Source organism: Kribbella sp. NPDC050124, assembly GCF_044460355.1.
GTDB lineage: Bacteria > Actinomycetota > Actinomycetes > Propionibacteriales > Kribbellaceae > Kribbella.
In genome coordinates this window covers 84,125-105,143 of record NZ_JBITJU010000010.1, presented here as the reverse complement: position 1 = coordinate 105,143, position 21,019 = coordinate 84,125, and the positions used below count along the sequence as shown (strand labels likewise).

The 21,019-nt window shown below is 68.5% G+C and carries 20 protein-coding genes; 6 read left to right on the top strand and 14 right to left on the bottom strand.

Annotated features, from left to right (window positions below; all coding sequences use genetic code 11):
• Window positions 1-83 precede the first annotated feature (83 nt).
• Both ACIBL3_RS23425 and ACIBL3_RS23420 read right to left on the bottom strand, forming a co-directional pair.
• Window positions 84-335 (bottom strand): hypothetical protein, encoded by a 252-nt coding sequence (locus tag ACIBL3_RS23425; protein ID WP_396355649.1) that lies wholly within the window; start codon window positions 333-335, stop codon window positions 84-86.
• 26 nt (window positions 336-361) lie between these two features.
• Complete coding sequence (locus ACIBL3_RS23420) at window positions 362-1,048, bottom strand: DUF1707 domain-containing protein (RefSeq protein ID WP_396355648.1); 687 nt, start codon at window positions 1,046-1,048, stop codon at window positions 362-364.
• 105 nt (window positions 1,049-1,153) lie between these two features.
• Here ACIBL3_RS23420 and ACIBL3_RS23415 point away from each other — a divergent pair, with 105 nt between their 5' ends.
• From ACIBL3_RS23415 to ACIBL3_RS23405, 3 genes are all read left to right on the top strand, one after another.
• Entirely contained in the window at window positions 1,154-1,450 is a 297-nt protein-coding gene (locus tag ACIBL3_RS23415; protein WP_396355647.1) for a hypothetical protein, read from the top strand.
• A gap of 94 nt (window positions 1,451-1,544) precedes the next feature.
• Complete coding sequence (locus tag ACIBL3_RS23410) at window positions 1,545-3,215, top strand: fumarate hydratase (protein WP_396355646.1); 1,671 nt, start codon at window positions 1,545-1,547, stop codon at window positions 3,213-3,215.
• A gap of 45 nt (window positions 3,216-3,260) precedes the next feature.
• Window positions 3,261-3,689, top strand: coding sequence for a nitroreductase/quinone reductase family protein (locus ACIBL3_RS23405; protein ID WP_396355645.1), 429 nt, complete (start codon window positions 3,261-3,263; stop codon window positions 3,687-3,689).
• Here the strand turns inward: ACIBL3_RS23405 and ACIBL3_RS23400 are convergent.
• The 9 genes from ACIBL3_RS23400 to ACIBL3_RS23360 all read right to left on the bottom strand — a co-directional run bounded on the left by ACIBL3_RS23400 (window position 3,686) and on the right by ACIBL3_RS23360 (window position 12,308).
• Entirely contained in the window at window positions 3,686-3,844 is a 159-nt protein-coding gene (locus tag ACIBL3_RS23400) for a hypothetical protein (RefSeq protein WP_396355644.1), read from the bottom strand. The two genes, ACIBL3_RS23405 and ACIBL3_RS23400, sit on opposite strands and share 4 nt — an antisense overlap.
• Window positions 3,845-3,901: 57 nt before the next feature.
• Window positions 3,902-4,435 carry a hypothetical protein gene (locus ACIBL3_RS23395; RefSeq protein WP_396355643.1) on the bottom strand — a complete coding sequence of 178 codons (534 nt, stop codon included), beginning with the start codon at window positions 4,433-4,435 and terminating at the stop codon, window positions 3,902-3,904.
• A gap of 1 nt (window position 4,436) precedes the next feature.
• Entirely contained in the window at window positions 4,437-5,075 is a 639-nt protein-coding gene (locus ACIBL3_RS23390; protein ID WP_396355642.1) for a DUF402 domain-containing protein, read from the bottom strand.
• 47 nt (window positions 5,076-5,122) lie between these two features.
• Window positions 5,123-6,526: a class II fumarate hydratase gene (locus ACIBL3_RS23385; RefSeq protein WP_396355641.1), complete on the bottom strand. Its 1,404-nt coding sequence runs from the start codon at window positions 6,524-6,526 to the stop codon at window positions 5,123-5,125.
• Between the two features lie 21 nt (window positions 6,527-6,547).
• Complete coding sequence (locus tag ACIBL3_RS23380; RefSeq protein WP_396355640.1) at window positions 6,548-7,198, bottom strand: hypothetical protein; 651 nt, start codon at window positions 7,196-7,198, stop codon at window positions 6,548-6,550.
• Window positions 7,199-7,210: 12 nt separating this feature from the next.
• Window positions 7,211-7,792 (bottom strand): dihydrofolate reductase family protein, encoded by a 582-nt coding sequence (locus ACIBL3_RS23375; protein WP_396355639.1) that lies wholly within the window; start codon window positions 7,790-7,792, stop codon window positions 7,211-7,213.
• 99 nt (window positions 7,793-7,891) lie between these two features.
• Window positions 7,892-8,590, bottom strand: coding sequence for a hypothetical protein (locus tag ACIBL3_RS23370; RefSeq protein WP_396355638.1), 699 nt, complete (start codon window positions 8,588-8,590; stop codon window positions 7,892-7,894).
• A gap of 174 nt (window positions 8,591-8,764) precedes the next feature.
• Window positions 8,765-10,099: a PhoH family protein gene (locus tag ACIBL3_RS23365; RefSeq protein WP_396355637.1), complete on the bottom strand. Its 1,335-nt coding sequence runs from the start codon at window positions 10,097-10,099 to the stop codon at window positions 8,765-8,767.
• A gap of 1,429 nt (window positions 10,100-11,528) precedes the next feature.
• Window positions 11,529-12,308: an isoprenyl transferase gene (locus ACIBL3_RS23360; protein WP_396355636.1), complete on the bottom strand. Its 780-nt coding sequence runs from the start codon at window positions 12,306-12,308 to the stop codon at window positions 11,529-11,531.
• Window positions 12,309-12,567: 259 nt separating this feature from the next.
• On the opposite strand from ACIBL3_RS23360, the gene ACIBL3_RS23355 reads away from it, so the two are divergent.
• The 3 genes from ACIBL3_RS23355 (at window position 12,568) to ACIBL3_RS23345 (ending at window position 15,119) form a co-directional block, all read left to right on the top strand.
• Window positions 12,568-13,263 carry a hemolysin III family protein gene (locus ACIBL3_RS23355; RefSeq protein ID WP_396355635.1) on the top strand — a complete coding sequence of 232 codons (696 nt, stop codon included), beginning with the start codon at window positions 12,568-12,570 and terminating at the stop codon, window positions 13,261-13,263.
• Window positions 13,264-13,350: 87 nt separating this feature from the next.
• Window positions 13,351-14,538: a phosphotransferase gene (locus tag ACIBL3_RS23350; protein ID WP_396355634.1), complete on the top strand. Its 1,188-nt coding sequence runs from the start codon at window positions 13,351-13,353 to the stop codon at window positions 14,536-14,538.
• An 89-nt stretch (window positions 14,539-14,627) separates the two neighbouring features.
• The gene (locus ACIBL3_RS23345; protein ID WP_396355633.1) at window positions 14,628-15,119 is read left to right on the top strand and encodes a hypothetical protein; all 492 of its coding nucleotides are present in this window, start codon (window positions 14,628-14,630) and stop codon (window positions 15,117-15,119) included.
• Here the strand turns inward: ACIBL3_RS23345 and ACIBL3_RS23340 are convergent, their stop codons facing one another.
• From ACIBL3_RS23340 to ACIBL3_RS23330, 3 genes are all read right to left on the bottom strand, one after another.
• Window positions 15,120-16,535, bottom strand: a complete 1,416-nt coding sequence (locus tag ACIBL3_RS23340) for a M20/M25/M40 family metallo-hydrolase (protein ID WP_396355632.1) — start codon at window positions 16,533-16,535, stop codon at window positions 15,120-15,122.
• A 96-nt stretch (window positions 16,536-16,631) separates the two neighbouring features.
• Window positions 16,632-18,707 (bottom strand): M4 family metallopeptidase, encoded by a 2,076-nt coding sequence (locus ACIBL3_RS23335; RefSeq protein ID WP_396355631.1) that lies wholly within the window; start codon window positions 18,705-18,707, stop codon window positions 16,632-16,634.
• A gap of 222 nt (window positions 18,708-18,929) precedes the next feature.
• Window positions 18,930-20,897, bottom strand: a complete 1,968-nt coding sequence (locus ACIBL3_RS23330) for a thioredoxin domain-containing protein (protein ID WP_396355630.1) — start codon at window positions 20,895-20,897, stop codon at window positions 18,930-18,932.
• Between the last annotated feature and the right edge of the window lie 122 nt (window positions 20,898-21,019).

The window sequence follows — 21,019 nt, the reverse complement described above, 5'->3', positions numbered from 1 at the left end:
GTGGGGAGTCCTGCCCACCTGAAACGACCAGCAGGACTCCCCAGTCCGAGGTGGACGGCGCCGGGAACGCCGCGGAGACAACCTCAGCCTGGATGCGGCACTGGCTTGGGCCAGGTCCAGGCGTAGTAGGCGAGGGCGGCCAGGAGGAGGATCTCCAGGGCGCTGCCGAGGAGGTAGTAGGTCCACTCGCCGATCGCGCCGGCGACGATCGTGATCGCGTAGCCGACGGCGAGGACGAGGTTGGCGATCCGGCCGATCCGCGGCGGCAGCACCACTCTGGCGATCCACAGGCCGGCGAGCTTGACCCGCACGTTCACGGGAGCCGGGTCCAACATGGTCGCGGACCCGGGCGCCGAACAGCTCAGGCGAGGCCGAGGCGTTTGCTGAGGCGGGGGCCGCGTTTGATCTTGATCTCGGCGAGGATCGCGGTGCCGCGGATGTGGAAGGTGGTGGGGCGGCCGCCGGGGGTGGTGTCGGCGGGGCCGGACTGTTGTTCGGAGACGGAGCCGAGGATCGGGTTGCTGTCCAGGTGCACGATCGCGTTCTGCGGGACGCGGATCTTCACGTCGGCGAGGATCGACTTCACCTCGATGTACACGTCGTCGTACGGCAGTTGCGCCTCGGTGTAGTCCAGGGAGATGTCGCCGAGTACGGCGTTCACCTCCTGGTGCTGCGGGACGAGCCAGTTGCCGGTGCGCTTGGTCTCCGACATGAACGCGTTGATCACCGGCCCGGCGTGCACCGTCGTACCCGCCTGCTGCTGGCCGACCGCCGGCACACTCGGCGCGGTCGGGCCGTTCGGCAGGTCGGCGGTGAGCTCGACGAGCTCGCCATACGTCTTGGACGCGTACAGGGTCTCGAGCCGCTCCTCGAGCTCGCCGTACGACAGCCGTCCCTCGCCCGCGGCGTCGCGCAGGACGTCGGCGACCTCCTCGCGCTCCAGGTCCGACACCCGGCGCCGCATCGCCAGCTCGTCACCAGTCATCGGCGCCGGCGCGGGGACGGCGTCCTGCGGTCGGTTCTGCTGCGGAATCTCATCCTGGGCCACGACAAAACCTTACGCGCGCACCGGTCCCTCCACAGCCGGGTCACCTCCCCGATTCAACCCTGATCCATCCCCTGAGTCCGGGGGTTCGCGCTGCTACAGTCCGGCATGGACTGGAGTGGGGTACGGCCTCTGGCCGGGGCGTATTTGGGTAGTTGGGTGAGTCTGCTCGCCGGGGTGGTCTGGACGCTGATCAACCAGCTGGCAACCGGTGCCGGAGGATCGCAAGTGGTCGTCGCGGGTGTGCTGTTCGTCGCGGGCCTGGTGGGGGTCACCGGTGTGGCGTACGTACTCCGAAACCGCGTCCCGGCGGGGACGGCGCAGCGGAACAACTACCAGCGCGCCTGGCAGCGGCTGGCGCTCGGGCGCGAGCTGCCGGGAGCTTGGCGGGCGGTGCGGGACTGAGTATTGCCTAACCTCTCGGTGAGACGGAGGTCGCGGGCGGGGGTGGGGGTGGGCGGATTAGGGTGGTAGGGCTCAGACCACGTGTGATGGAGGTATGCCGGTGTCCGCCGACTTCAGTTACTCCGACTTGTTGCCGCTCGGTGCCGACGACACGGAGTATCGACTGCTGACGACTGAGGGCGTGAGCACGTTCACGGCAGGCGGCCGGACCTTCCTGCAGGTGCAGCCGGAGGTGCTGCAGGCGCTGACCGCCGAGGCGATGCACGACATCTCGCACTACCTCCGTACGGCGCACCTCGCGCAGCTGCGCCGGATCATCGACGACCCGGAGGCGTCCGGCAACGACCGGTTCGTCGCCCTCGACCTGCTGAAGAACGCGAACATCTCGGCCGGCGGCGTGCTCCCGATGTGCCAGGACACCGGCACCGCGATCGTGATGGGCAAGAAGTCCGAGGGTGTGCTGACCGGCGCGGTCGACGAGGAGTGGATCAGCCGCGGCGTGTACGACGCCTACACCAAGCTGAACCTGCGCTACTCCCAGATGGCGCCCCTGACCATGTGGGACGAGAAGAACACCGGCTCCAACCTCCCCGCCCAGATCGAGCTGTACTCGACGCCGGGGACCGCGGACCCGGCGTACAAGTTCCTCTTCATGGCCAAGGGCGGCGGTTCGGCGAACAAGTCGTTCCTGTTCCAGGAGACCAAGGCGGTGCTGAACCCGTCCCGGATGATGGAGTTCCTGGACGAGAAGATCCGCTCCCTGGGGACTGCGGCGTGCCCGCCGTACCACTTGGCTGTGGTCGTCGGCGGGACCTCGGCGGAGTACGCGCTGAAGACCGCGAAGTACGCGTCCGCGCACTACCTCGACACGCTGCCGGCGACCGGATCGCCACTGGGGCACGGGTTCCGGGACGTGGAGCTCGAGGAGGAGGTCTTCAAGCTCACCCAGGAGTTCGGGATCGGCGCGCAGTTCGGCGGCAAGTACTTCTGCCACGACGTCCGGGTGATCCGGCTGCCGCGGCACGGCGCGTCCTGCCCGGTCGCGATCGCGGTGTCCTGCTCGGCGGACCGACAGGCGCTGGCCAAGATCACCCCGGAGGGCGTGTTCCTGGAACAGCTCGAGCGGGACCCGGCGCGGTTCCTGCCGGACACCACCGACGAGCACCTGGACGAGGAGGCGGACGTCGTCCGGATCGACCTGAACCGGCCGATGAGCGAGATCCGCGCCGAGCTGTCGAAGCTGCCGGTCAAGACCCGGCTGTCGCTGAACGGCCCGCTGGTCGTCGCGCGCGACATCGCGCACGCGAAGATCAAGGAGCGGCTGGACGCGGGCGAGCCGATGCCGCAGTACCTGCGCGACCACGCGGTGTACTACGCGGGCCCGGCGAAGACGCCGGAGGGGTATGCGTCGGGGTCCTTCGGGCCGACCACGGCGGGGCGGATGGACGCGTACGTCGACCAGTTCCAGGCGGCCGGTGGATCGTTCGTGATGCTTGCGAAGGGCAACCGGTCGAAGAAGGTGACGGACGCGTGCAAGGCGCACGGCGGGTTCTACCTGGGCTCGATCGGCGGGCCGGCGGCGCGGCTGGCGCAGGACTGCATCAAGTCCGTCGACGTGATCGAGTACGCCGAGCTCGGCATGGAGGCGGTGTGGAAGATCGAGGTCGAGGACTTCCCCGCGTTCGTCGTGGTGGATGACAAGGGCAACGACTTCTTCACCGACACGAAGAAGCCGGTACCGCTCACGGTGCGTCCGCGGTCTTGACCGCCAGGTGGTGAGCGCAGCACCCTCGGGATGGGGGTGGTGGGCATGAGCCGGCGGATGCTGCGGATCGGGAACCGGATCGGCGTGTGGATGTACCGGACGCTGGACGGGCGGCTGGCGAGTGGTAGCAAGGACGTGCATGTCCTGATGCTGACCACGCCCGGCCGCCGGACCGGCGTACCGCGGTCGACCTGCGTGCGGTACCTGGAACGGCCCGACGGGCTCCTGGTCTGGGGCACGGGCTCGGGATCACGCCAGGATCCGGACTGGTTCCGCAACCTGCGCGCGGTCGAGACCACGGACGTGCAGATCGGCGCGGAGCACCACACGATGCATCCGCGTGAGCTGACCGGCCAGGAACGTCAGGTCGTCTGGACCGACGTCATCCTGGCCGAGGATCCACGCATCGGGAAGTTCGCGACCAAAGCCAGGCGCACCATCCCGGTCGCCGTCCTGGAGCCTGTCGAGACCTAGCCCGCCTTGGCGTCCACCGGATCCGGGAGCTTGAGGAGGAGCGTCTTCGTGGCCTGGACGACATCGGCTTCGTTGTGGCCGAAGGCCTGCAGGTACGACCCGAGCGCGGATCGCAGTAGTCGCAGCTCCTCAGGTTGCAGCTCGATCGTGTACATGTTTCCACGGTAAGACCCAACCCGGCACTGACAACCCCTCGTGATCCACCCGTTGTCTCAGACCTCCCATCCGACCCGCACCAAAACCTCCACAGCAACCTCCCCAGCCAAACGATCGTTCGCCACGATGAAGTCCTGAATCGGCTGATGTGTCGCTGCCTGAGCCAGCGCAGTCTGCAGATCCCACTCAGGCCCGCGGGTGCTCCGAGTCCGCTCCGCGATCAGCTCCGGCGGTGTGTCCAACCGCACGACCTGTACGTCGCAGTCAGGCAACGCCGAGGTGTACGCCGCTCGGTGGTCGGCGGTGTCCACAGGTCCGCTGACGACCATGAACCGCGCACCGGCATCGCGGTAGGTGGTCCATACCGCAGCAAGGTTGCGAACTCGCAGCTGGTCGTGGAACCGGAGGCCGTGGAGAGGGCGGCCGGCGATGGCCGGCACTGGCTGACCCGGAGGGCCGAATTGCGCCACGGCGTCGAGGTCGAGCACCGCGGTGGGGTGGCGGCGGGCGGTGAGGAGGGCGCCGATCGCCTGGGCGATGGTGGTTTTGCCGACTCCACCGCCGCCGGTGAGCAGGAGGGCTCGGGGCATGTCAGCTGTGGAGTTCTTCGGCGATCAGGGTTGGTTGGTGGTTGGTGGGGGCGGTGGGGAGGCGCCAGTTGGTGGGTGGGTGCCAGGACTGCCAGCCGTCGGAGAAGGGTAGGCCCCAGGCTTCGATTTCGCGGACGGCGGCGTGGGCATCGGCGATGATGGCTTCCGCCTCGGCGGCGGTGAAGCGGCCCGCGGTGACCGCGCCTTCCAGCTCGTCCTCGTCCTTCCACTCGATCGTGCGGTCCGGCTGGATCCACAGGTCGAGGACATGGTCGACCGTGCTGGTACGGCGACCCGCGGCATCCCGCACGTGCGCCGCCTCGAGGTTCACGTACCACCCGCGGAACGTGCCGTCGTCGGCCCAGAAGTGCCACACCGACCACGGCTTGCCGGGCGGAAGCACCTTGAGGATCCCGGTGCCGCGCCAGACGTCGAGCTTCAGCACCCGCTCCTCGGTGAACATCGCGACCGGACCGGCGTACCGGGTCTCCCGGCCGTCGATCAGCACCGGCTTGATCAGCGGTGTCCCGGGCGCGAGCCAGGCGACCAGCCCGTCGGCGTCGTCGCGTACGACGGTCATCGGCCGGACGTTCGGCTTGTCCTCGTGCCGCCCGGTCCCCTGGTAGACCCACTCGATCACCGTGCCCGGCTCCCAGAAGCGCCCCGGCTCAGGCGCCGCCGCCGTACTCACTGTTGGGCCGGCCTGGTCATCGACAGTACGTCGAGGGCCGCGTCCAACTGCTCCTCGGTGAGGTCACCCTTCTCGACATGACCGTTCTCGATCACGACCTCACGGATCGTCTTGCCGTCGTGCAGTGCCTTCTTTGCGACCGCGGCGGCGTTCTCGTAGCCGATGTAGCGGTTCAGCGGGGTGACGATCGACGGGGACGACTCGGCCAGCGCGCGGGCGTGCTCGACGTTCGCGGTGATGCCGTCGACGCAGCGGTCGGCGAGCAGGCGAGAGGAGTTCGCCAGCAGGGTGATCGACTCGAGCAGGTTGCGGGCGATCACCGGGAGCATCACGTTCAGCTCGAAGTTCCCGCCGGCACCGGCCACGGTGATCGCGGTGTCGTTGCCGATCACCTGGGCGGCGACCATCAGCGTCGCCTCGCAGATCACCGGGTTCACCTTGCCCGGCATGATGCTCGACCCCGGTTGCAGGTCGGGCAGCTGGATCTCGCCGAGCCCGGCGCGCGGGCCGGAGCCCATCCAGCGCAGGTCGTTGCAGATCTTGGTCAGGCTGACCGCGATCGTCTTCAGCTGCCCGGACAGCTCGACCAGCCCGTCCCGCGCGCCCTGCGCCTCGAAGTGGTCCTCGGCTTCGCGCAACTCCAGACCGGTCCGCCGGTTCAGCTCGGTGATCACCTTCGCCGCGAACCCCGGAGGCGTGTTGATCCCGGTGCCGACCGCCGTACCGCCGAGCGGCAGCTCGGTCACCCGCGGCAGGGTCGCGCGGACCCGGTCCGCGCCGCGCCGGATCTGCTGGGCGTAGCCGTCGAACTCCTGGCCGAGCGTCACCGGCGTCGCGTCCATCAGGTGCGTACGGCCGGACTTCACCACCTCGGCGAACTCGGATCCCTTCCGGGACAGCGATTCCACCAGGTGCTCGAGCGCCGGCAGCAGGTCCTGGACGACACCGGCGGTCGCGGCGACGTGGATCGCGGACGGGAAGGTGTCGTTGCTGGACTGGGAGGCGTTGACGTGGTCGTTCGGGTGCACCTCGGCGCCGAGCGCGCGGGAGGCGAGGGTGGCGAGCACCTCGTTGGTGTTCATGTTCGTCGACGTCCCGGATCCGGTCTGGAACACGTCGATCGGGAACTCCGCGTCGTACTCCCCCGCGGCCACTTTGTCCGCGGCGGCCACGATCGCGTCGGCCTGCGCCTGGTCGACGACGCCGAGCTCGGCGTTCACGACCGCGGCCGAGGCCTTGATCTGGGCGAGCGCGTGCACGAGGGCCGGCTCCAGCGGCCGGCCGGAGATCGGGAAGTTCTCCACCGCACGCTGGGTCTGCGCCCGCCACAACGCGTCCCGAGGCACCTTGACCTCGCCCATCGTGTCGTGCTCGATCCGGAACTCCACGTTGTCACCCATACCTGCAGCGTACGTCGCCGGTCACTGTCGGCAGCCCTGGTAGACGTAGTAGGCCTCGGCCCGGCCCTGCAGCCGCACCGGGACCGGGGTCACGTCACACGCACCGAAAACTGACGCGACAACTTCCTGCAACGCAGCAGACTCGGACGACGACCAGACGGTCAGCACTCCGCCCGCCCGGAGCTTCGACCGGCACGTGGTGACGAACGGCGAGGCGTAGATGACCGAGTTCTCGTTGTAGACAAGGAAGTCCGGACCGTTGTCCACATCCAGCAGAATCGCGTCCAGCGAAGCGTCCTGCGCCTCGGCCACCACGTCCCGTACGTCGCCGACCACCACGCCCACCCGTGGATCGTCCAGCACCGACGGCACCAGGCCGGACCGCATCCACGAGGCCAACTCGGGCTCGATCTCGGCGACCACTACCTGGCCGAGCCGTGGGTCGGCCAGCAGCGCACGCACGGTGTAGCCGAGCCCCAGACCGCCCACGAGCACCCGCTCAGGACGCCGTACCGAAGCCAAGGCCGCGGACGCCAGGAGCTCCTCGCTGGAGGTCTCCACGTCGTCCATCACGAAGACGCCGTTCACGCGAAGCTCCAGCGCCCCGTCGTCGTCCCTTCGACGGAGGACGAGCTCACCCCGTTCACTGCTCCCCCGCGCGATCTCCGGCACGCGGTCATCTTCTCAGTACTGAACCTTGTACCGCAGATGGGTGACGTTCGCGCTGGGTACGACGGCGGTCCGCTCCAACTGGAACTGCCGGCCGATGTTGTCGAACAGCCGGGTCCCCGACTCGAGCAGCACAGGGACCAGATGCAGCTGGATCTCATCGAGCAGCCCGGCGGCGAGGCACTGTTGGGCAGTGCTCGCGCCGTGTACGCCGACGACCTTGTCGCCCGCCGCCTTCTTCGCCTGCTCGACCGCCGACTCGATCCCGTCGGTGACGAACGTGAACACCTTCGGCGCCCGGACCGTCCCCGGAGCCGGGGCCTGATGAGTGACGACGAAGCACGGGATCTGCCCGGCGGGACCGCCGTCGCCCCAGCCGCCGTCGCCCTCGGCCAGGTCGTAGGAGCGCCGGCCCATCAGGATCGCGCCGACGTTGGCGACCATGCCGTCGAGGACCTCGGTGTCCTCAGGCGCCGGCTCCCACAGCCAGCGGTGCAGGACGTCGCCGCCGGCGCCGAGCTGCTGTTCGCGGGTGACGTCAGGGCCGGTCACGAAGCCGTCCAGCGACATCGAGATGCCCGAGATGACGAGTGCCATGATGACTCCTTCGAAGAGGTGGTTTGCCTACCTCGAAGCCTGCCGTGTACCTCGCCGTCGGCGCTTCCGTGCTCACCACGGAAGCAGCACGGAAAACCGTCAGTACCAGCCCTTGGACTGGGAGTGCGCCCAGGCGGAGCAGGGGGAGCCGTAGCGGTTGTCGATGTAGTCGAGGCCCCACTTGATCTGGGTGATCGGGTTGGTCCGCCAGTCGGAGCCGTACGCCGCCATCCGGTTACCGGGCAGTGCCTGCGGAATGCCGTACGCGCTGGACGTCGGGTTGTCGGCGTCGACCTGCCAGCGCGACTCCTTGTTCCACAGCTTCTCGAGACAGCTGAACTGGCTGTCGCTCCAGCCGTGGTCGGACAGCAGGTTGCGCGCAACCTCCTTGGGCGTGCCCTCGTACTTCTTGCGCTCGGCGTCCCGGCTGGCGCGCTCCTCGCGCGAGTTCTGGCTGGTCTTCTGCAGCGCCTCGTACCGCTTCATGGCCGCGTTCTTGGCGGCCTGCTTGGCGTCGGCCTGGTCCTGTGCCAGCTTCCGGGCCTGCTCGACGGCCTCGAGCTGGTTGCGCAGCTTGGAGACTTCCTGCGCCTGCTCCTCGGCGCTCTGCGGCTTGGCGGACGGCGTCGTGGCCGCGCGGGCCCGCTCGCTGTTCAGGACGGCCATCTCGGCGCGTCCGGACACCTGCTCTGCGGCCTGGCTGCTCCCGGGGGAGCTGAAGAGGTCGATACCGGCGACAACGGAGACGACGGCGATCCCTGTCACTGAGAGAGCCGCGACGGAGCGCTTCGCTTTCATCTGTCCTTCCGAGAAAACCCGACCCCCGTCGGCTGGCAACAGGAACATACTCTGGACTAAACGGACCGTGATCACAAGCAGGTCACAAACAGCGGTGCGGCCGCCTGCTGGCGACCGCACCGAAGTCTTACCTTCGCTTTACAGATTCCTATTACCAAACAGTAGAAATGCTCCTTACAGCTGCAGGTCGTCCAGCATCTCCGTGACCAGGGCGGCGATCGGGGACCGCTCGGAGCGGGTCAGCGTCACGTGCGCGAACAGCGGGTGGCCCTTCAACTGCTCGACCACCGCGACCACGCCGTCGTGCCGGCCGACCCGCAGGTTGTCCCGCTGGGCGACGTCGTGAGTGAGCACCACTCGCGAGTTCGCGCCGACCCGGGACAGCACGGTCAGCAGCACGTTGCGCTCCAGCGACTGCGCCTCGTCCACGATCACGAACGCGTCGTGCAGCGAGCGGCCGCGGATGTGGGTCAGCGGCAGCACCTCGAGCATGCCGCGGTCGATCACCTCGTCGATCACATCACCGCTGGTCAGCGCGCCGAGCGTGTCGTACACGGCCTGGGCCCAGGGCTGCATCTTCTCGGACTCGGTGCCGGGCAGGTAGCCGAGCTCCTGGCCGCCGACCGCGAACAGCGGCCGGAACACCACGACCTTCTTGTGCTGGCGGCGTTCCATCACCGACTCCAGCCCGGCGCAGAGCGCAAGCGCCGACTTGCCGGTGCCGGCGCGGCCACCGAGCGAGATGATCCCGACGTCCGGGTCCAGCAGTAGGTCGAGCGCGACCCGCTGCTCGGCCGAGCGCCCACGGATCCCGAACGCCTCCCGGTCGCCGCGGACCAGCCGGATCCGCTTGTCCGGCATCACCCGGCCGAGCGCGCTGCCCCGCTCGGACAGCAGCACCAGCCCGGTGTGCGTCGGGAACTCACCGGCCTGCGGCAGCTCCAGCACGCTGTTCTCGTACAGGTCGTCCACGTCCTGGGTGCCGACCTCGAGCTCGCTCATCCCGGTCCAGCCGGACTCCAGCGTCAGCTCGGCGCGGTACTCCTCGGCCATCAGGCCGCAGGCCGACGCCTTGACCCGCATCGGCAGGTCCTTCGAGACCAGCGTGACGTCCTTGCCCTCGGCCTTGAAGTTGCAGGCCACGGCCAGGATCCGGCTGTCGTTGTCGCCGAGCCGGAAGCCGGCCGGCAGGCTCTCGGGGTCGGTGTGGTTCAGCTCGACCCGGAGGGTTCCACCCTTCTCCCCCACTGGCAGGGGCGCGTCCAGACGTCCGTGCAGGATCCGGAGCTCGTCCAGCAGCCGCAGCGCGGTGCGCGCGAAGTAGCCGAGTTCCGGGTGATGCCGTTTGCCCTCCAATTCGGTGACGACGACCACCGGGACGACCACCTCGTGCTCGTCGAACCGCATCATCGCGTGCGGGTCGGACAGCAGCACCGAGGTGTCCAGCACGAAGGTGCGCTGGGCCGGTGTGGATGAGGTACTTGACGCCTTGGCGTGGGTGGCAGCCATGTCGCACGTCCTCTCGGGCCGCGACGTGCACCACGCCCGGCCCACCAGTGGTTAGGTGATGGACCGGGAGCTGGCCCCGGGGTCTGGTGCAGACCCCGTCCGCTGCGCCGCACGAGCGACAACGGGAACCAGTGAGATCGAGACCTGGGGTCTCGGGCACTCCGTTCTGCCCCTCATGGGGCAACCGGCTGGCGAACGACTCTCAAGCTGATCGGGCCTCCCGGACAGCCGGCTTCCCCTCCGACCGTCACTTAGGAGGGTAGATCTGCCGTCCAAACGGCGCAGCCCGACACGCCCGTCCGCGGGGTTAACGGCGTGTTACACCTTTGCCCACCCACACGGGGGAGCCCGATCACCCTCCGGAGTGATCCGGTCCGGCGCCGTCCGGACGACGCTGACGGCATGCGTAAACACTGGCCGGAACTGACCGGATATGCGACCGCGGTGTGGTCCTTCGCGTACGGCGTGCTGGGTGTCTACTGGTCACTCGGCGGAGCGGCGTACCCGTTCGCGAAGGTGGCCGATAACCGGGCGACCGGCTCGATCCTGGAAGGGTCATTGGCTGACGTCGTGGCCCCGATCATGGCGGTGATCGGGCTGGGCGGCGCCGTACTCGCGCTGGTGATGACCAGGCGGCGGGCCCGCGGTCGGGTGCTGCAGACGATCGCGGGCGTCCTCGCGGTCGGCCTCGCCCTGGTGATCCCCGACTACACGCTGATCGCGCTCCTCGCGCTGTCCCCTGCCCTCGTGGTGTTCGCGTTCACCGGCGTACCGGGTCCGCAGGATCTTGGCGACGTCCTCTACTGGCACCGGCTGAACCTGGTGATCCTGTTCGTCGGCGGTCTGCTCTGGGCGGCGACCGCGATCGCGTACCACCGCCGCAGCCGGGACGCCTGCGTCTCCTGCGGACGCAGCGACCACGCCGCCAAGTCCTGGACGACACCCGAGTCCGCCCTTCGCTGGGGCCGCTGGGCGGTCGCCGTCTCGGTGGTGGCGAACCTGCCCTACGAGTTCACCCGAGTGGCCTGGTACTTCGGCTGGCCGCTGGGCATCCCCGACGAGTTCCACCAGATGATGGCCGACACTCCCGGGATGCTGGAGATGGGCCTCGGGCTGGCGTTGATGGGCATCACCGGCAGCATCCTCACCCACGGCCTGGTCCGACCCTGGGGCGAGATCTACCCGCGCTGGATCTGGTTCAAGGCGGGCAAGCGGGTGCCACCACTGCTGGCGATCATCCCCGCGTCGCTCGTGGCCGTCGTACTGATCCCGGCGGGCCTGATGAACGCCCAGCTCCCGACATACGCGGATGCCTGGGCGGTGAACCTCCCCGGCGTCCTGTGGGTGCTCTGGGGAGCAGGGCTGGGTACGGCGACCTACGCCTACTACCTGCGACGCCGTACGGAGTGCCGCCGCTGTGGACGCGGGGTCACGTCCCGAAGCGACGCTCCCGCTGTGCGTAGCTCCGGATCGCCCGCAGGAAGTCGACGTGCCGGAAGTCCGGCCACAGCGCCTCGCAGAAGTAGAACTCGCTCAGCGCGCTCTGCCACAGCAGGAACCCACCCAGCCGCTGCTCACCCGACGTCCGGATGACCAGGTCCGGATCGGGCTGGCCCTTGGTGTACAGGTGCCGGGCGATGTGCTCGACGTCGACGCGCTCGGCGAGCTCCTCGATCGAGATGCCCTTCGCGGCCTCCTCGAGCAGCAGCGAGCGGACCGCGTCGGCGAGCTCGCGGCGGCCGCCGTACCCGACCGCGACGTTGACCAGCATGCCGTCGACGCCCTGGGTGTCCGCCTCGGCCGCCTTGAGCGCCTCGGCGGTGGCGCCGGGCAACAGGTCGAGCGCGCCGACCGGGTGGATCCGCCAGCGGCCGATCGAGGTGAGCTCCTCGACCGTCTGCTCGATGATCCGCAGCAGCGGCTCCAGCTCGTCGGCCGGGCGGCTCAGGTTGTCGGTGGACAGCATCCAGACCGTGACCACCTTGACGCCGACGTCGTCACACCAGTCCAGGAACTCGGTGATCTTGTTCGCCCCGGCCTCGTGACCGCGCGACACCGGGTCGCCGGCCGCCCGGGCCCAGCGCCGGTTGCCGTCGATGATGACGCCGATGTGCCGCGGGATCCGGTCCGGCGACAGGGACCGGCGGACCCGACGCTCGTACAGTGTGTACAGGGCGTCGCGCAGCTTCTGCTTGCCAGGTGTCCGCATGGGCAGGTTGCTCTCCTCGAAGACTCTCGGTCACAACGCTAGCCCAGAATCGCCGTCGCTGAGAGGGCTCCAGCGCGCTCACAGCCAACTCGCGGACTCGCCGAACTTTCGCGAGAGTTCGTGCGTCGGACACGCGAGGGGAGGTGTGCGGGCCCGTGATCTCGCCTACATTTCATCCTTATGGACCAGTGAACTTACGGTTGCGTAGGTTACGGTTGCGTAGGTACAGAACCGCCCGGCACCCCTCGAAAGGACGGCGATGACCGCTAGCAGCACCCAGCCCCGGGAACTCGGTCATACGCTCTCCGGGCGGCTCGGACCGCTCAAACCCAAGCTCCGCGGCTGGCTGCACGCCGGCACCTTCCCGCTCGCCACCGCCGCCGGCATCGTGCTGATCTGCCTGGCCCCGGACGCGGGCGCCCGCTGGGCGGCGGCGGTCTACACGATGGGCGCGATGCTGCTGTTCGGCATCTCCGCGCTGTACCACCGGTTCTACTGGGGACCGACCGGTGAGGCGATCCTGCGCCGGCTCGACCACAGCAACATCTTCCTGCTGATCGCCGGCACCTACACCCCGCTCGGCATGATGCTGCTGCACGGCAAGGACCGGGTGCTGCTGCTCAGCATGGTCTGGGCCGGCGCGCTGCTCGGCATCCTGTTCCGGATCTTCTGGGTGCACGCACCACGCTGGCTCTACACTCCGATCTACCTGGCGCTGGGCTGGGTGGCGATCTTCTGGATGGGCGACTTCTACCACTTCGGCGGCGCCGCGGTGGTCACCCTGATCGCGGTCGGTGGCGGGCTGTACTCGATCGGTGCGGTCGTCTACGGCACCAAGCGGCCGAACCCGTCGCCGCTGTGGTTCGGCTTCCACGAGATCTTCCACGCCTTCACGGTGGCCGCGTTCGTCTGCCACTACGTCGCCGTGAGCATCGCGACGTACCAAGCGGGCTGATTTCAGGGCCTCTCCGTGCCAGCCCTGAAGACTGGCTGAAGATCCTCCCGCACGATGGGCAAGTAGCCATCGTTTGGGGGGACACGAATGATCACCGCACTGGAACCACTCGGCCGCGACGCGCTGGCCCGGGACGATTTCACCGCTCTGGTCCGGACCATCACCGGACACCCGGAAGCCGACCCCGGCGACGTCCGGGTCGAGCCGGTCGACTACCCGATCGGGACGCCGAGCACCGAGGCGCTGCTGCGCGTCTTCGGTACGGCGTCCCTGCCGACCGGCGCACCGCAGACGTACGACGTCGGCTGGTCCTGCTTCGTGAAGAAGCTCCAGTCGGTCCGGCACTGGCCGTTCCTGGAGGTCGTACCCGAGCAGTTCCGGGAGATCTTCATCCAGAACCTGCCCTGGCAGCTGGAGATCGCCGTCCACCGCGGCGGCGTCGCCGACCTGCTGCCCACCGGAATGCGCCTGCCCAAGGCCTACCGGATCGACGTGTACGACGACGACCGCGGCACCCTGTGGATGGAGAACGTCATCCAGGAGCCCGGTCCTTGGCCGCTGGAGCGGTTCGAGCGCGCGGCGTACCTGCTCGGGCGGCTGTCGGCCCGTCGCCAGCCGCATCTCGTCGAGCCGCTGCTCCCCCGCGGCGGCGACTTCAACCGGCCCGGCTATGCACTGCGCTACTACACCAACGGTCGGGTGATGATGAGCGCGCTGCCGGCGCTGGCCGACCCGGAGACCTGGCGTCATCCGTTGCTCGCCGCGGCGGTGTGCCATCTCGGTGACCACCGGCTGCGTGACGATCTGCTCGACCTGGGTGCGCGGCTGCCCGCCGTACTGGATGCTCTGGACGCGCTGCCGCAGTGTTACCAGCACGGGGACGCGAGCCCGCAGAATCTCCTGGTCCCGCAGGGGAAACCGGACGAGTTCGTGGTGATCGACTGGGGGTTCGACTGTCCGCAGGCGGTCGGGTTCGATCTCGGGCAACTGCTGGTCGGGCTCGCGCACGCGGGTGAACTGGCGCCCGACGCGCTGCCGATCGTGCACAAGACGATCCTCAAGGCGTTCATGGCGGGTCTCGCCGAGGACGGGATGGCGGTGACCGAGGAGCAGGTGCTGTACGGCTACCTGGGGTCGCTGCTCGCCCGGGCGACGTTCACCGCGCTCCCGCTGGAGGCGATCACCAAACCGGGTGACGAGGTCACGCAGGCGATGTTCGAGGAGCGGGTGATGCTGACGAGGTCACTGGTGGACCTGGTCTCCACGGTGGTCTAACGACCACATCTCAGTCGTGTCACAGCTGCAACGAACGCGCCGGCTACGGGTATCCATGGTGCGTGAGGAACCTCAGCAGATACGCAGGAGTGGCCACAGTCGGTGCCGTCGCCGGACTCGTCCTGGCCGGCTGCGGGAACGAGTCCGACGGCGGCGCGGGCGGTACCCCGTCCAGCCCGCCCGCCCCGACGCTGCCGACTGTGACCCAGTCGACGCCAGTCGGTACCGCTCTGCCCCTCGTCGTCACCAGGACCGGCGGCTTCGCCGGGTTCGACGACAAGGTGGTGATCGACACGGACGGTGTCGCGACGGTGAGCGCCCGCGGCAAGGAAACAGTCCGTTGTCAGCTGGACAAGGCCCTGCTGACGCAGATCACCACGGCCGCCGAGCAGGTCGACTGGGCGAGCCTCCCGGTGGTCAAGCCGACCGTCCGCTACCCCGACGACATGATCCTCGCGGTCACCGCCAACGGGAAGACCGCCCGGCTCGAGGAGCCGAAGGTGAAGCCGCTGGCGGCCCCGGTGAGCACGCTGCTCACCGAAGCCGCCATCCCACCGGGCAAGCTCTGCAAGCCGATCTGATCAGCTCACGGTGACTGCCACGTCGTCGATGACGAAGCTGGTCTGCAGGGAGGAGTCCTCCTGTCCGAGGAACCGGACCGTGACCGTCTTTCCCTTGTAGGCAAGGACGTTCAGGGTCTTCTGGACGTACGACGTGCTCTTGTTCAGGTTCGAGTACGTCGCCAGCGTGGTGGTCGTGGATCCGTCGACCACCTGCACCTTGACCGTGTCGTAAACGGTGGAACTGGTCGTCTCCGCGGTGTCGATCCGGATCCACAGCGACAGCGACGCGGCCGTCGCCGACGCCGGGATCGTCACCGATTGGCCGAGGTTCTCAGTGGTGGTCCGGCCGTTGCCCTGCAGCCATGCTTTCCAGCTGCCGGTGTGCGCCGGACGCCCGGTGTTGTTGGTGATCACGCCGGTGGTGCCGGTCCAGTTCACCGCGCCGGACTCGAAGCCCGGGTTCTGCAGCAGGTTGGCACCGGTCGGTGGCGGGCCTCCGCTGTAGTCCTTCTGGGCGTAGTTCCAGACCATGTGGCCGATGGCGTCGATCTGCCGGTCCAGCGAGGTCAGGTTCAGATTGTTGATGGTGTCGCAGGACCGGTGGTAGCACGGGTCGAACGCCTGCCCCGCCGTACCGCCCCACTTCGCCGCCTGGGCGGACGTCTTCGTCCCCTCGGCGCCGGAGAACGTGCCTGCGGTCGGGATGCCGAGCGACCGGAACGCCGCGTGGTCGGACCGGCCCTGGACGTCGATGAACTCGGTCTGCACGCTCTTGCTGGTGAAGTACGCGACCAGGTCGTCGCGGGCGCCGTCGCCGGCCGGGTTGTCGTCGTACACGAAGTAGCCCGGGTTCGGCGAGCCGATCATGTCGAAGTTCAGGTAGAGCTCGATCTTGTCCCGCTCGGTGGCGGGCAGGTTGTTGACGTAGTACTTCGAGCCGAGCAGACCGAGCTCCTCGGCGCCCCAGAAGCCGAACCTGATCCGGTTCCTGGGGGTCTGGCCGCTGGCAGCGTAAGCGAGGGCGGTTTCGAGTACGCCGGCGCTGCCCGTGCCGTTGTCGTTGATGCCCGGACCGGAGCTGACCGAGTCCAGGTGCGAGCCGGTCATCACGACGTGGTTCGCGTCGCCGTGCGGCCACTCGGCGATCACGTTGTACGACGTGCCGGCCGAGGTCGAGAACGACTGCAGGGTGGTGCTGTAGCCGGCCGCGTCGAGCTTGGCCTTCACCCAGTCGGCGGAAGCTTTGTAACCCGGGCGGCCGGTGTAGCGGTTGCCGCCGTTGTTCGTGGCGATCGACTGGAACTGGTCGAGGTGCGCCTTGGTGTTGGTGACCGAGATGTCGGGGGACTCGACCGCGCCGGCGACGTTGCCGGGGGCAAGCACCGCGGCGGCCAGCACCGCGGTGCCGGCGCCGTAGTACAGGGACTTTCGCATGGGGGCGATCTCCTTTGGCCTCAATCAAAGAAGAATCCGGGGCGCGCGAGCCTGGGCGGAGGCCGCGCGCCCCGGACGGGTGTCACCGAAGGCGGATCAGCCCGCGGTGAGCGAAGTGTCGTCGACCACGAAGCTGGTCTGCAGCGACGAGTCCTCGTTCATCAGGAACTTCACCGAGACCGTCTTGCCCTTGTACGCGGTCACGTTGAAGGTCTTCTGCGTGTAGGTGGTGTTCTTGTTCAGGTTCGAGTACGTCGCCAGCGTCGTCGTGGTCGAACCGTCGACGATCTGGATCCTGGCGGTGTCGTACACCGTCGAGGTGGTGGTCTCGGCGGTGTCGATCCGGATCCAGAACGAGAGCGTCGCGCTGGTCGCCGACGCCGGGATGGCGACGGACTGCGAGATGTTCTCGGTCGAGGTGAAGCCGTTGCCACCCAGCCACAGCTTCCAGCTGCCGGTGCGCGCCGGACGGCCGGTGTTGTTGGTGATCGGGCCGGAGGTGCCGGTCCAGTTCACCGCGCCGGACTCGAAGCCCGGGTTCAGCAGCAGGTTGCTGCCGGTGGGCGGCGGCTCGGTGCCACCGGTGCAGGCGGCCGCGCCGGCCGGGACGGAGATGCCGTTGAACGCGGCCTCGATGCCCTTGCACTGGGCCGAGTCGGCGCCGTACAGCTCCTTGGCCGAGTTGATCGCGCCTTCGCGGGCGTCCTTGTAGGTGCTGCCCGAGCTGAGCTTGGTGCTCAGCGTGCGGTACCAGACCTTCGCGGCCACGTCGCGGCCGACACCGGCGATGGTGGCGCCGTTGCAGGCGGTGCTGCTGTGCGTCACGCCGCCGATCACCTTGCTGCCGGTGCCCTCGGAGGCCAGGTAGAACCAGTGGTTCAGCGGGCCGGACGAGTAGTGCGGGTCGGCGCCGCCGACCGAGCTGCTCCAGCAGTCGTAGCTGCGCCCGTCCTTCGACGGCTTGTCCATGTAGCGCAGCGGGGTGCCGTTGCCGTTGATGTTGATCTTCTCGCCGACCAGGTAGTCACCCGGGTCGGACGAGTTGTTCGCCGAGAACTCCACCGCGGTGCCGAAGATGTCCGAGGTGGACTCGTTCAGGCCGCCCGCGTCGCCGAAGTAGTTCAGGTTGGCGGTCGCCTCGGTGACACCGTGGCTCATCTCGTGACCGGCGACGTCGATGCTGGTCAGCGGACGCTGGTTGCTGGCGCCGTCGCCGTACGTCATCTGGGAGCCGTCCCAGAACGCGTTCACGTAGGCGTTGCCGTAGTGCACCCGGGACCGGGCGCCCTGGCCGTTGTTGAAGATGCCGTTGCGGCCGTGGACGTTCTTGTAGTAGTCCCAGGTCAGCTGCGAGCCGTAGTGCGCGTCGACGCCGGCGGTCTGCCGGCTCGAGGTGGTGCCGTTGCCCCAGGTGTCGTCCGGGTCGGTGAACGTCGTGCCGGTGCCGGAGGTGGCGCCGTTCAGGTCGGTGGTGTAGTTGCCACCGCGGCTCGGGTCGGTCATCGAGTAGCTGCCCGAGGTGCCGATGCTGACGGTGCCGGAGTACATCGAGTTGCCGGTGCCGGTCTTGATCTCGTCGGACTGCGCCAGTACGGCGCCGGTCTTGGCGTCGATGTAGGAGTGCAGCACCGACGGGGTCTGGTCGGCCTTCACGCCGGTGGTGACGACGTCGTAGGCGAGGACCGGCTTGGCCTCGGTGACGAACACGACCAGCGAGCCCTTGTTGCCGGTGGCCTTGAACTTGGCGGACTTCGCGGCGGTGCTCAACGCGGCCGACTTGGACAGAGTCGGCTTGGTCGAGACCCCGACGGACTTCGCGCCGCGGTTGTAGGTCACCTTGCCGATCGTCTCGCCCTTGCGCTTGACGATCAGGTCTCCACCGACGACCGGCAGGCCGTTGTAGGTCCGGTCGTAGCGGACGTACTCGGTGCCGTCCGGGTCCTTCACGACGTCACGGACCTTGAGCACCTCACCGCTCGCGAGTCCGAGGGCTGCGGCCGTCTGCGCGGTCAGCGCTTGTTCGGCCTGAACTGCGGCCGGCTGGTTGAAGCCGGACGCGGGGAGCGGAGCCGCACGATCAGCGGCTCCCGCGGGTGAGCCGGCGAGCGTCGCCCCGGCAAGTCCTGCTGCCGCGACGATGGCCACCGCCCCTGCTGATGTCAGTCGTTTCAAGACAACATCTCCTCACGGTGTGGTCGCTGTTTGGGCGCAGCGACCGAATTCAGTTGGGGACGCCGGATGCTGGCGCAACAGTGCCACTACTCAGCTGTGACACTGCGTGTCAGGACATGCGAGATCTGTTACATCCGACTGAGGGAGGACTCTCGTCCCCACAACGGCAGGAGTCAAGGGATTCCCCCGAAACCGCAGGGAAAACCCGCACTGCCCTCGTTGTCAGTGCGCGGGGGTCAACTCCCGGCGAAGGTCTTCCGGCAACACGATCGGCAGCCGGCAGGTGAACTTCTGACACACGTACGCGGCCGGCTTGCCGTCGATCAGGCCACGGCCGTCCATCAGCGGTACGGCGAGACCGGGGTCGCCGTGGACGATCGCCGTACCCCAGGGCGCGGTGATCAGCGCGGTCCGGAGCAGGTCGGCGGACCGGCCGGTGATCGCGATCTCGAGGGGGCCGGAGGCAATCGTCTCGGCGACCGCGAGGGCCCGGCCGGCGAACCGGGGTGCGCGGTCGGCGATCGTCGCGGAGGCGCTCAGAGCCTGCTCGGCGGCAGTCTCGTACCGGACTGATCCGGTCAGGCTGGCGAGGGTCGTGAAGGCTTCGGCGGCGAGGCTCACGCCGGAGGGACTGGCGTTGTCGGTCGGGTCCTGCGGACGCCAGACCAGTTCCTCGGCGTCGGCCGCGGTGTCGTAGTAGGAGGCATCAGCAACGAATTGCTCGAGGGTCCGGTCGAGCAGGCCCTTTGCAGTGTCGAACCACGTCACGTCGCCGGTGACACCCAACAAAGTGAGACAGGCTTGGGCGTACGCCGCATAGTCCTCGAGAACACCGTGGGCGGTGCCGCGGACGTCGTCCCGCGAGGTCCGGTGCAGTCGCCCGCTCTCGTCGAGGTGGACGTCCCGGACCAATCTGGCCGCGTTTGTTGCCGCTTCGACGTACTCGGGCTTGTCGAAGACGACGCCGGCGCGGGCGAGCGCGGTGATGGCGAGACCGTTCCAGGCGGCAACCACCTTGTCGTCGCGGCCCGGGTATGTGCGCGTGCGGCGTGCCTCGCGGAGGGTTGCGCGGATGCGCTGCCAGCGGTCCGAGTCGTCCGGGTCCTGGCGGAGTTGAAGGACCGAGGAGCCGTGCTCGAAGGTGCCGGTGACGTCGCAGAGGTCGATGACCCACTTCGCGTCGTCGGCGGTCAGGGCGTCGTGGAGTTGCTCCGGCGCCCAGACGTAGTACTTGCCCTCCTCCCCCTCCGTATCCGCGTCCAGCGCCGAGGCGAAGCCGCCTTCGGCGGTGCGGAGCTCGGCGAGCAGGAAGTCGGCGGTCTCCTCGACGATCCGGCGGGCCAGCGGGTCGGCGCTGATCGTCCACCAGTGCGTATAGACGTCGAGCAGCAGCGCGTTGTCGTACAGCATCTTCTCGAAGTGCGGCACGACCCACTGCCCGTCGACGGAGTACCGCGCGAACCCACCGGCGAGCTGGTCGTACATGCCGCCGCGGGCCATCCGGTCGCACGTCTGCGCCACCATCGCGAGCGCATCCCCGGAGCCGGTGCGGCGGTGGTGGCGCAGCAGGAAGTCGAGCACCATCGACGGCGGGAACTTGGGCGCGGAGCCGAACCCGGCGTCCACCGGATCGAAGTCGACCTGCAGCAACGCGGCGGCCCGGTCGAGGTCGATCGCCTCGCCCGGCTGGTGCTGCTGGGCGCCGAGCTGCTCGACCACGCGCCGGCCGATCCCGTCGATCTGGTCGCGCTTGGTCCGCCACGCGTCGACGAGTGACTCGAGCACCTGGCGGAAGGACGCCATACCGCTGCGTGGCTCGCCCGGGAAGTAGGTGCCGCAGAAGAACGGCTCGGCGTCCGGGGTCAGGAACACCGACATCGGCCACCCGCCGTGCCCGGTCATCGCCACCGTGGCGGACATGTAGATCGCGTCCACGTCCGGACGCTCCTCGCGATCCACCTTGATGCTGACGAAGTGCTCGTTCAGGTACGCCGCCGTCGCGTCGTCCTCGAACGACTCGTGTGCCATCACGTGACACCAGTGACAAGCCGAGTACCCGACCGACAGGAACACCGGCACGTCCCGCTCCCGCGCCTCCGCGAACGCGGCCGCCGACCACTCCCGCCAGGCGACCGGATTGTCCTTGTGCTGCAGGAGATACGGCGATGTCGCGTTCGCCAAGCGATTCATCTCCCAACTACAGCACATCCGGCCCGGCCTGGCGCCCGCACCCCGGGTGGACCGCGGTTTCACCCCTTCCGGATGAGTCCGGCCCGGATCGGCGGTCCTAGCGTGGATGTCCGGAGGTGGCG

What these genes read in the sequence shown, in the direction of transcription:
- ACIBL3_RS23425 (WP_396355649.1), bottom strand. Translation starts at nt 335, where the DNA reads ATGTTGGACCCGGCTCCCGTGAACGTGCGGGTCAAGCTCGCCGGCCTG.
- ACIBL3_RS23415 (WP_396355647.1), top strand. Translation starts at nt 1,154, where the DNA reads ATGGACTGGAGTGGGGTACGGCCTCTGGCCGGGGCGTATTTGGGTAGT.
- ACIBL3_RS23410 (WP_396355646.1), top strand. Translation starts at nt 1,545, where the DNA reads ATGCCGGTGTCCGCCGACTTCAGTTACTCCGACTTGTTGCCGCTCGGT.
- ACIBL3_RS23405 (WP_396355645.1), top strand. Translation starts at nt 3,261, where the DNA reads ATGAGCCGGCGGATGCTGCGGATCGGGAACCGGATCGGCGTGTGGATG.
- ACIBL3_RS23400 (WP_396355644.1), bottom strand. Translation starts at nt 3,844, where the DNA reads ATGTACACGATCGAGCTGCAACCTGAGGAGCTGCGACTACTGCGATCC.
- ACIBL3_RS23395 (WP_396355643.1), bottom strand. Translation starts at nt 4,435, where the DNA reads ATGCCCCGAGCCCTCCTGCTCACCGGCGGCGGTGGAGTCGGCAAAACC.
- ACIBL3_RS23385 (WP_396355641.1), bottom strand. Translation starts at nt 6,526, where the DNA reads ATGGGTGACAACGTGGAGTTCCGGATCGAGCACGACACGATGGGCGAG.
- ACIBL3_RS23375 (WP_396355639.1), bottom strand. Translation starts at nt 7,792, where the DNA reads ATGGCACTCGTCATCTCGGGCATCTCGATGTCGCTGGACGGCTTCGTG.
- ACIBL3_RS23370 (WP_396355638.1), bottom strand. Translation starts at nt 8,590, where the DNA reads ATGAAAGCGAAGCGCTCCGTCGCGGCTCTCTCAGTGACAGGGATCGCC.
- ACIBL3_RS23365 (WP_396355637.1), bottom strand. Translation starts at nt 10,099, where the DNA reads ATGGCTGCCACCCACGCCAAGGCGTCAAGTACCTCATCCACACCGGCC.
- ACIBL3_RS23360 (WP_396355636.1), bottom strand. Translation starts at nt 12,308, where the DNA reads ATGCGGACACCTGGCAAGCAGAAGCTGCGCGACGCCCTGTACACACTG.
- ACIBL3_RS23355 (WP_396355635.1), top strand. Translation starts at nt 12,568, where the DNA reads ATGACCGCTAGCAGCACCCAGCCCCGGGAACTCGGTCATACGCTCTCC.
- ACIBL3_RS23350 (WP_396355634.1), top strand. Translation starts at nt 13,351, where the DNA reads ATGATCACCGCACTGGAACCACTCGGCCGCGACGCGCTGGCCCGGGAC.
- ACIBL3_RS23340 (WP_396355632.1), bottom strand. Translation starts at nt 16,535, where the DNA reads ATGCGAAAGTCCCTGTACTACGGCGCCGGCACCGCGGTGCTGGCCGCC.
- ACIBL3_RS23330 (WP_396355630.1), bottom strand. Translation starts at nt 20,897, where the DNA reads ATGAATCGCTTGGCGAACGCGACATCGCCGTATCTCCTGCAGCACAAG.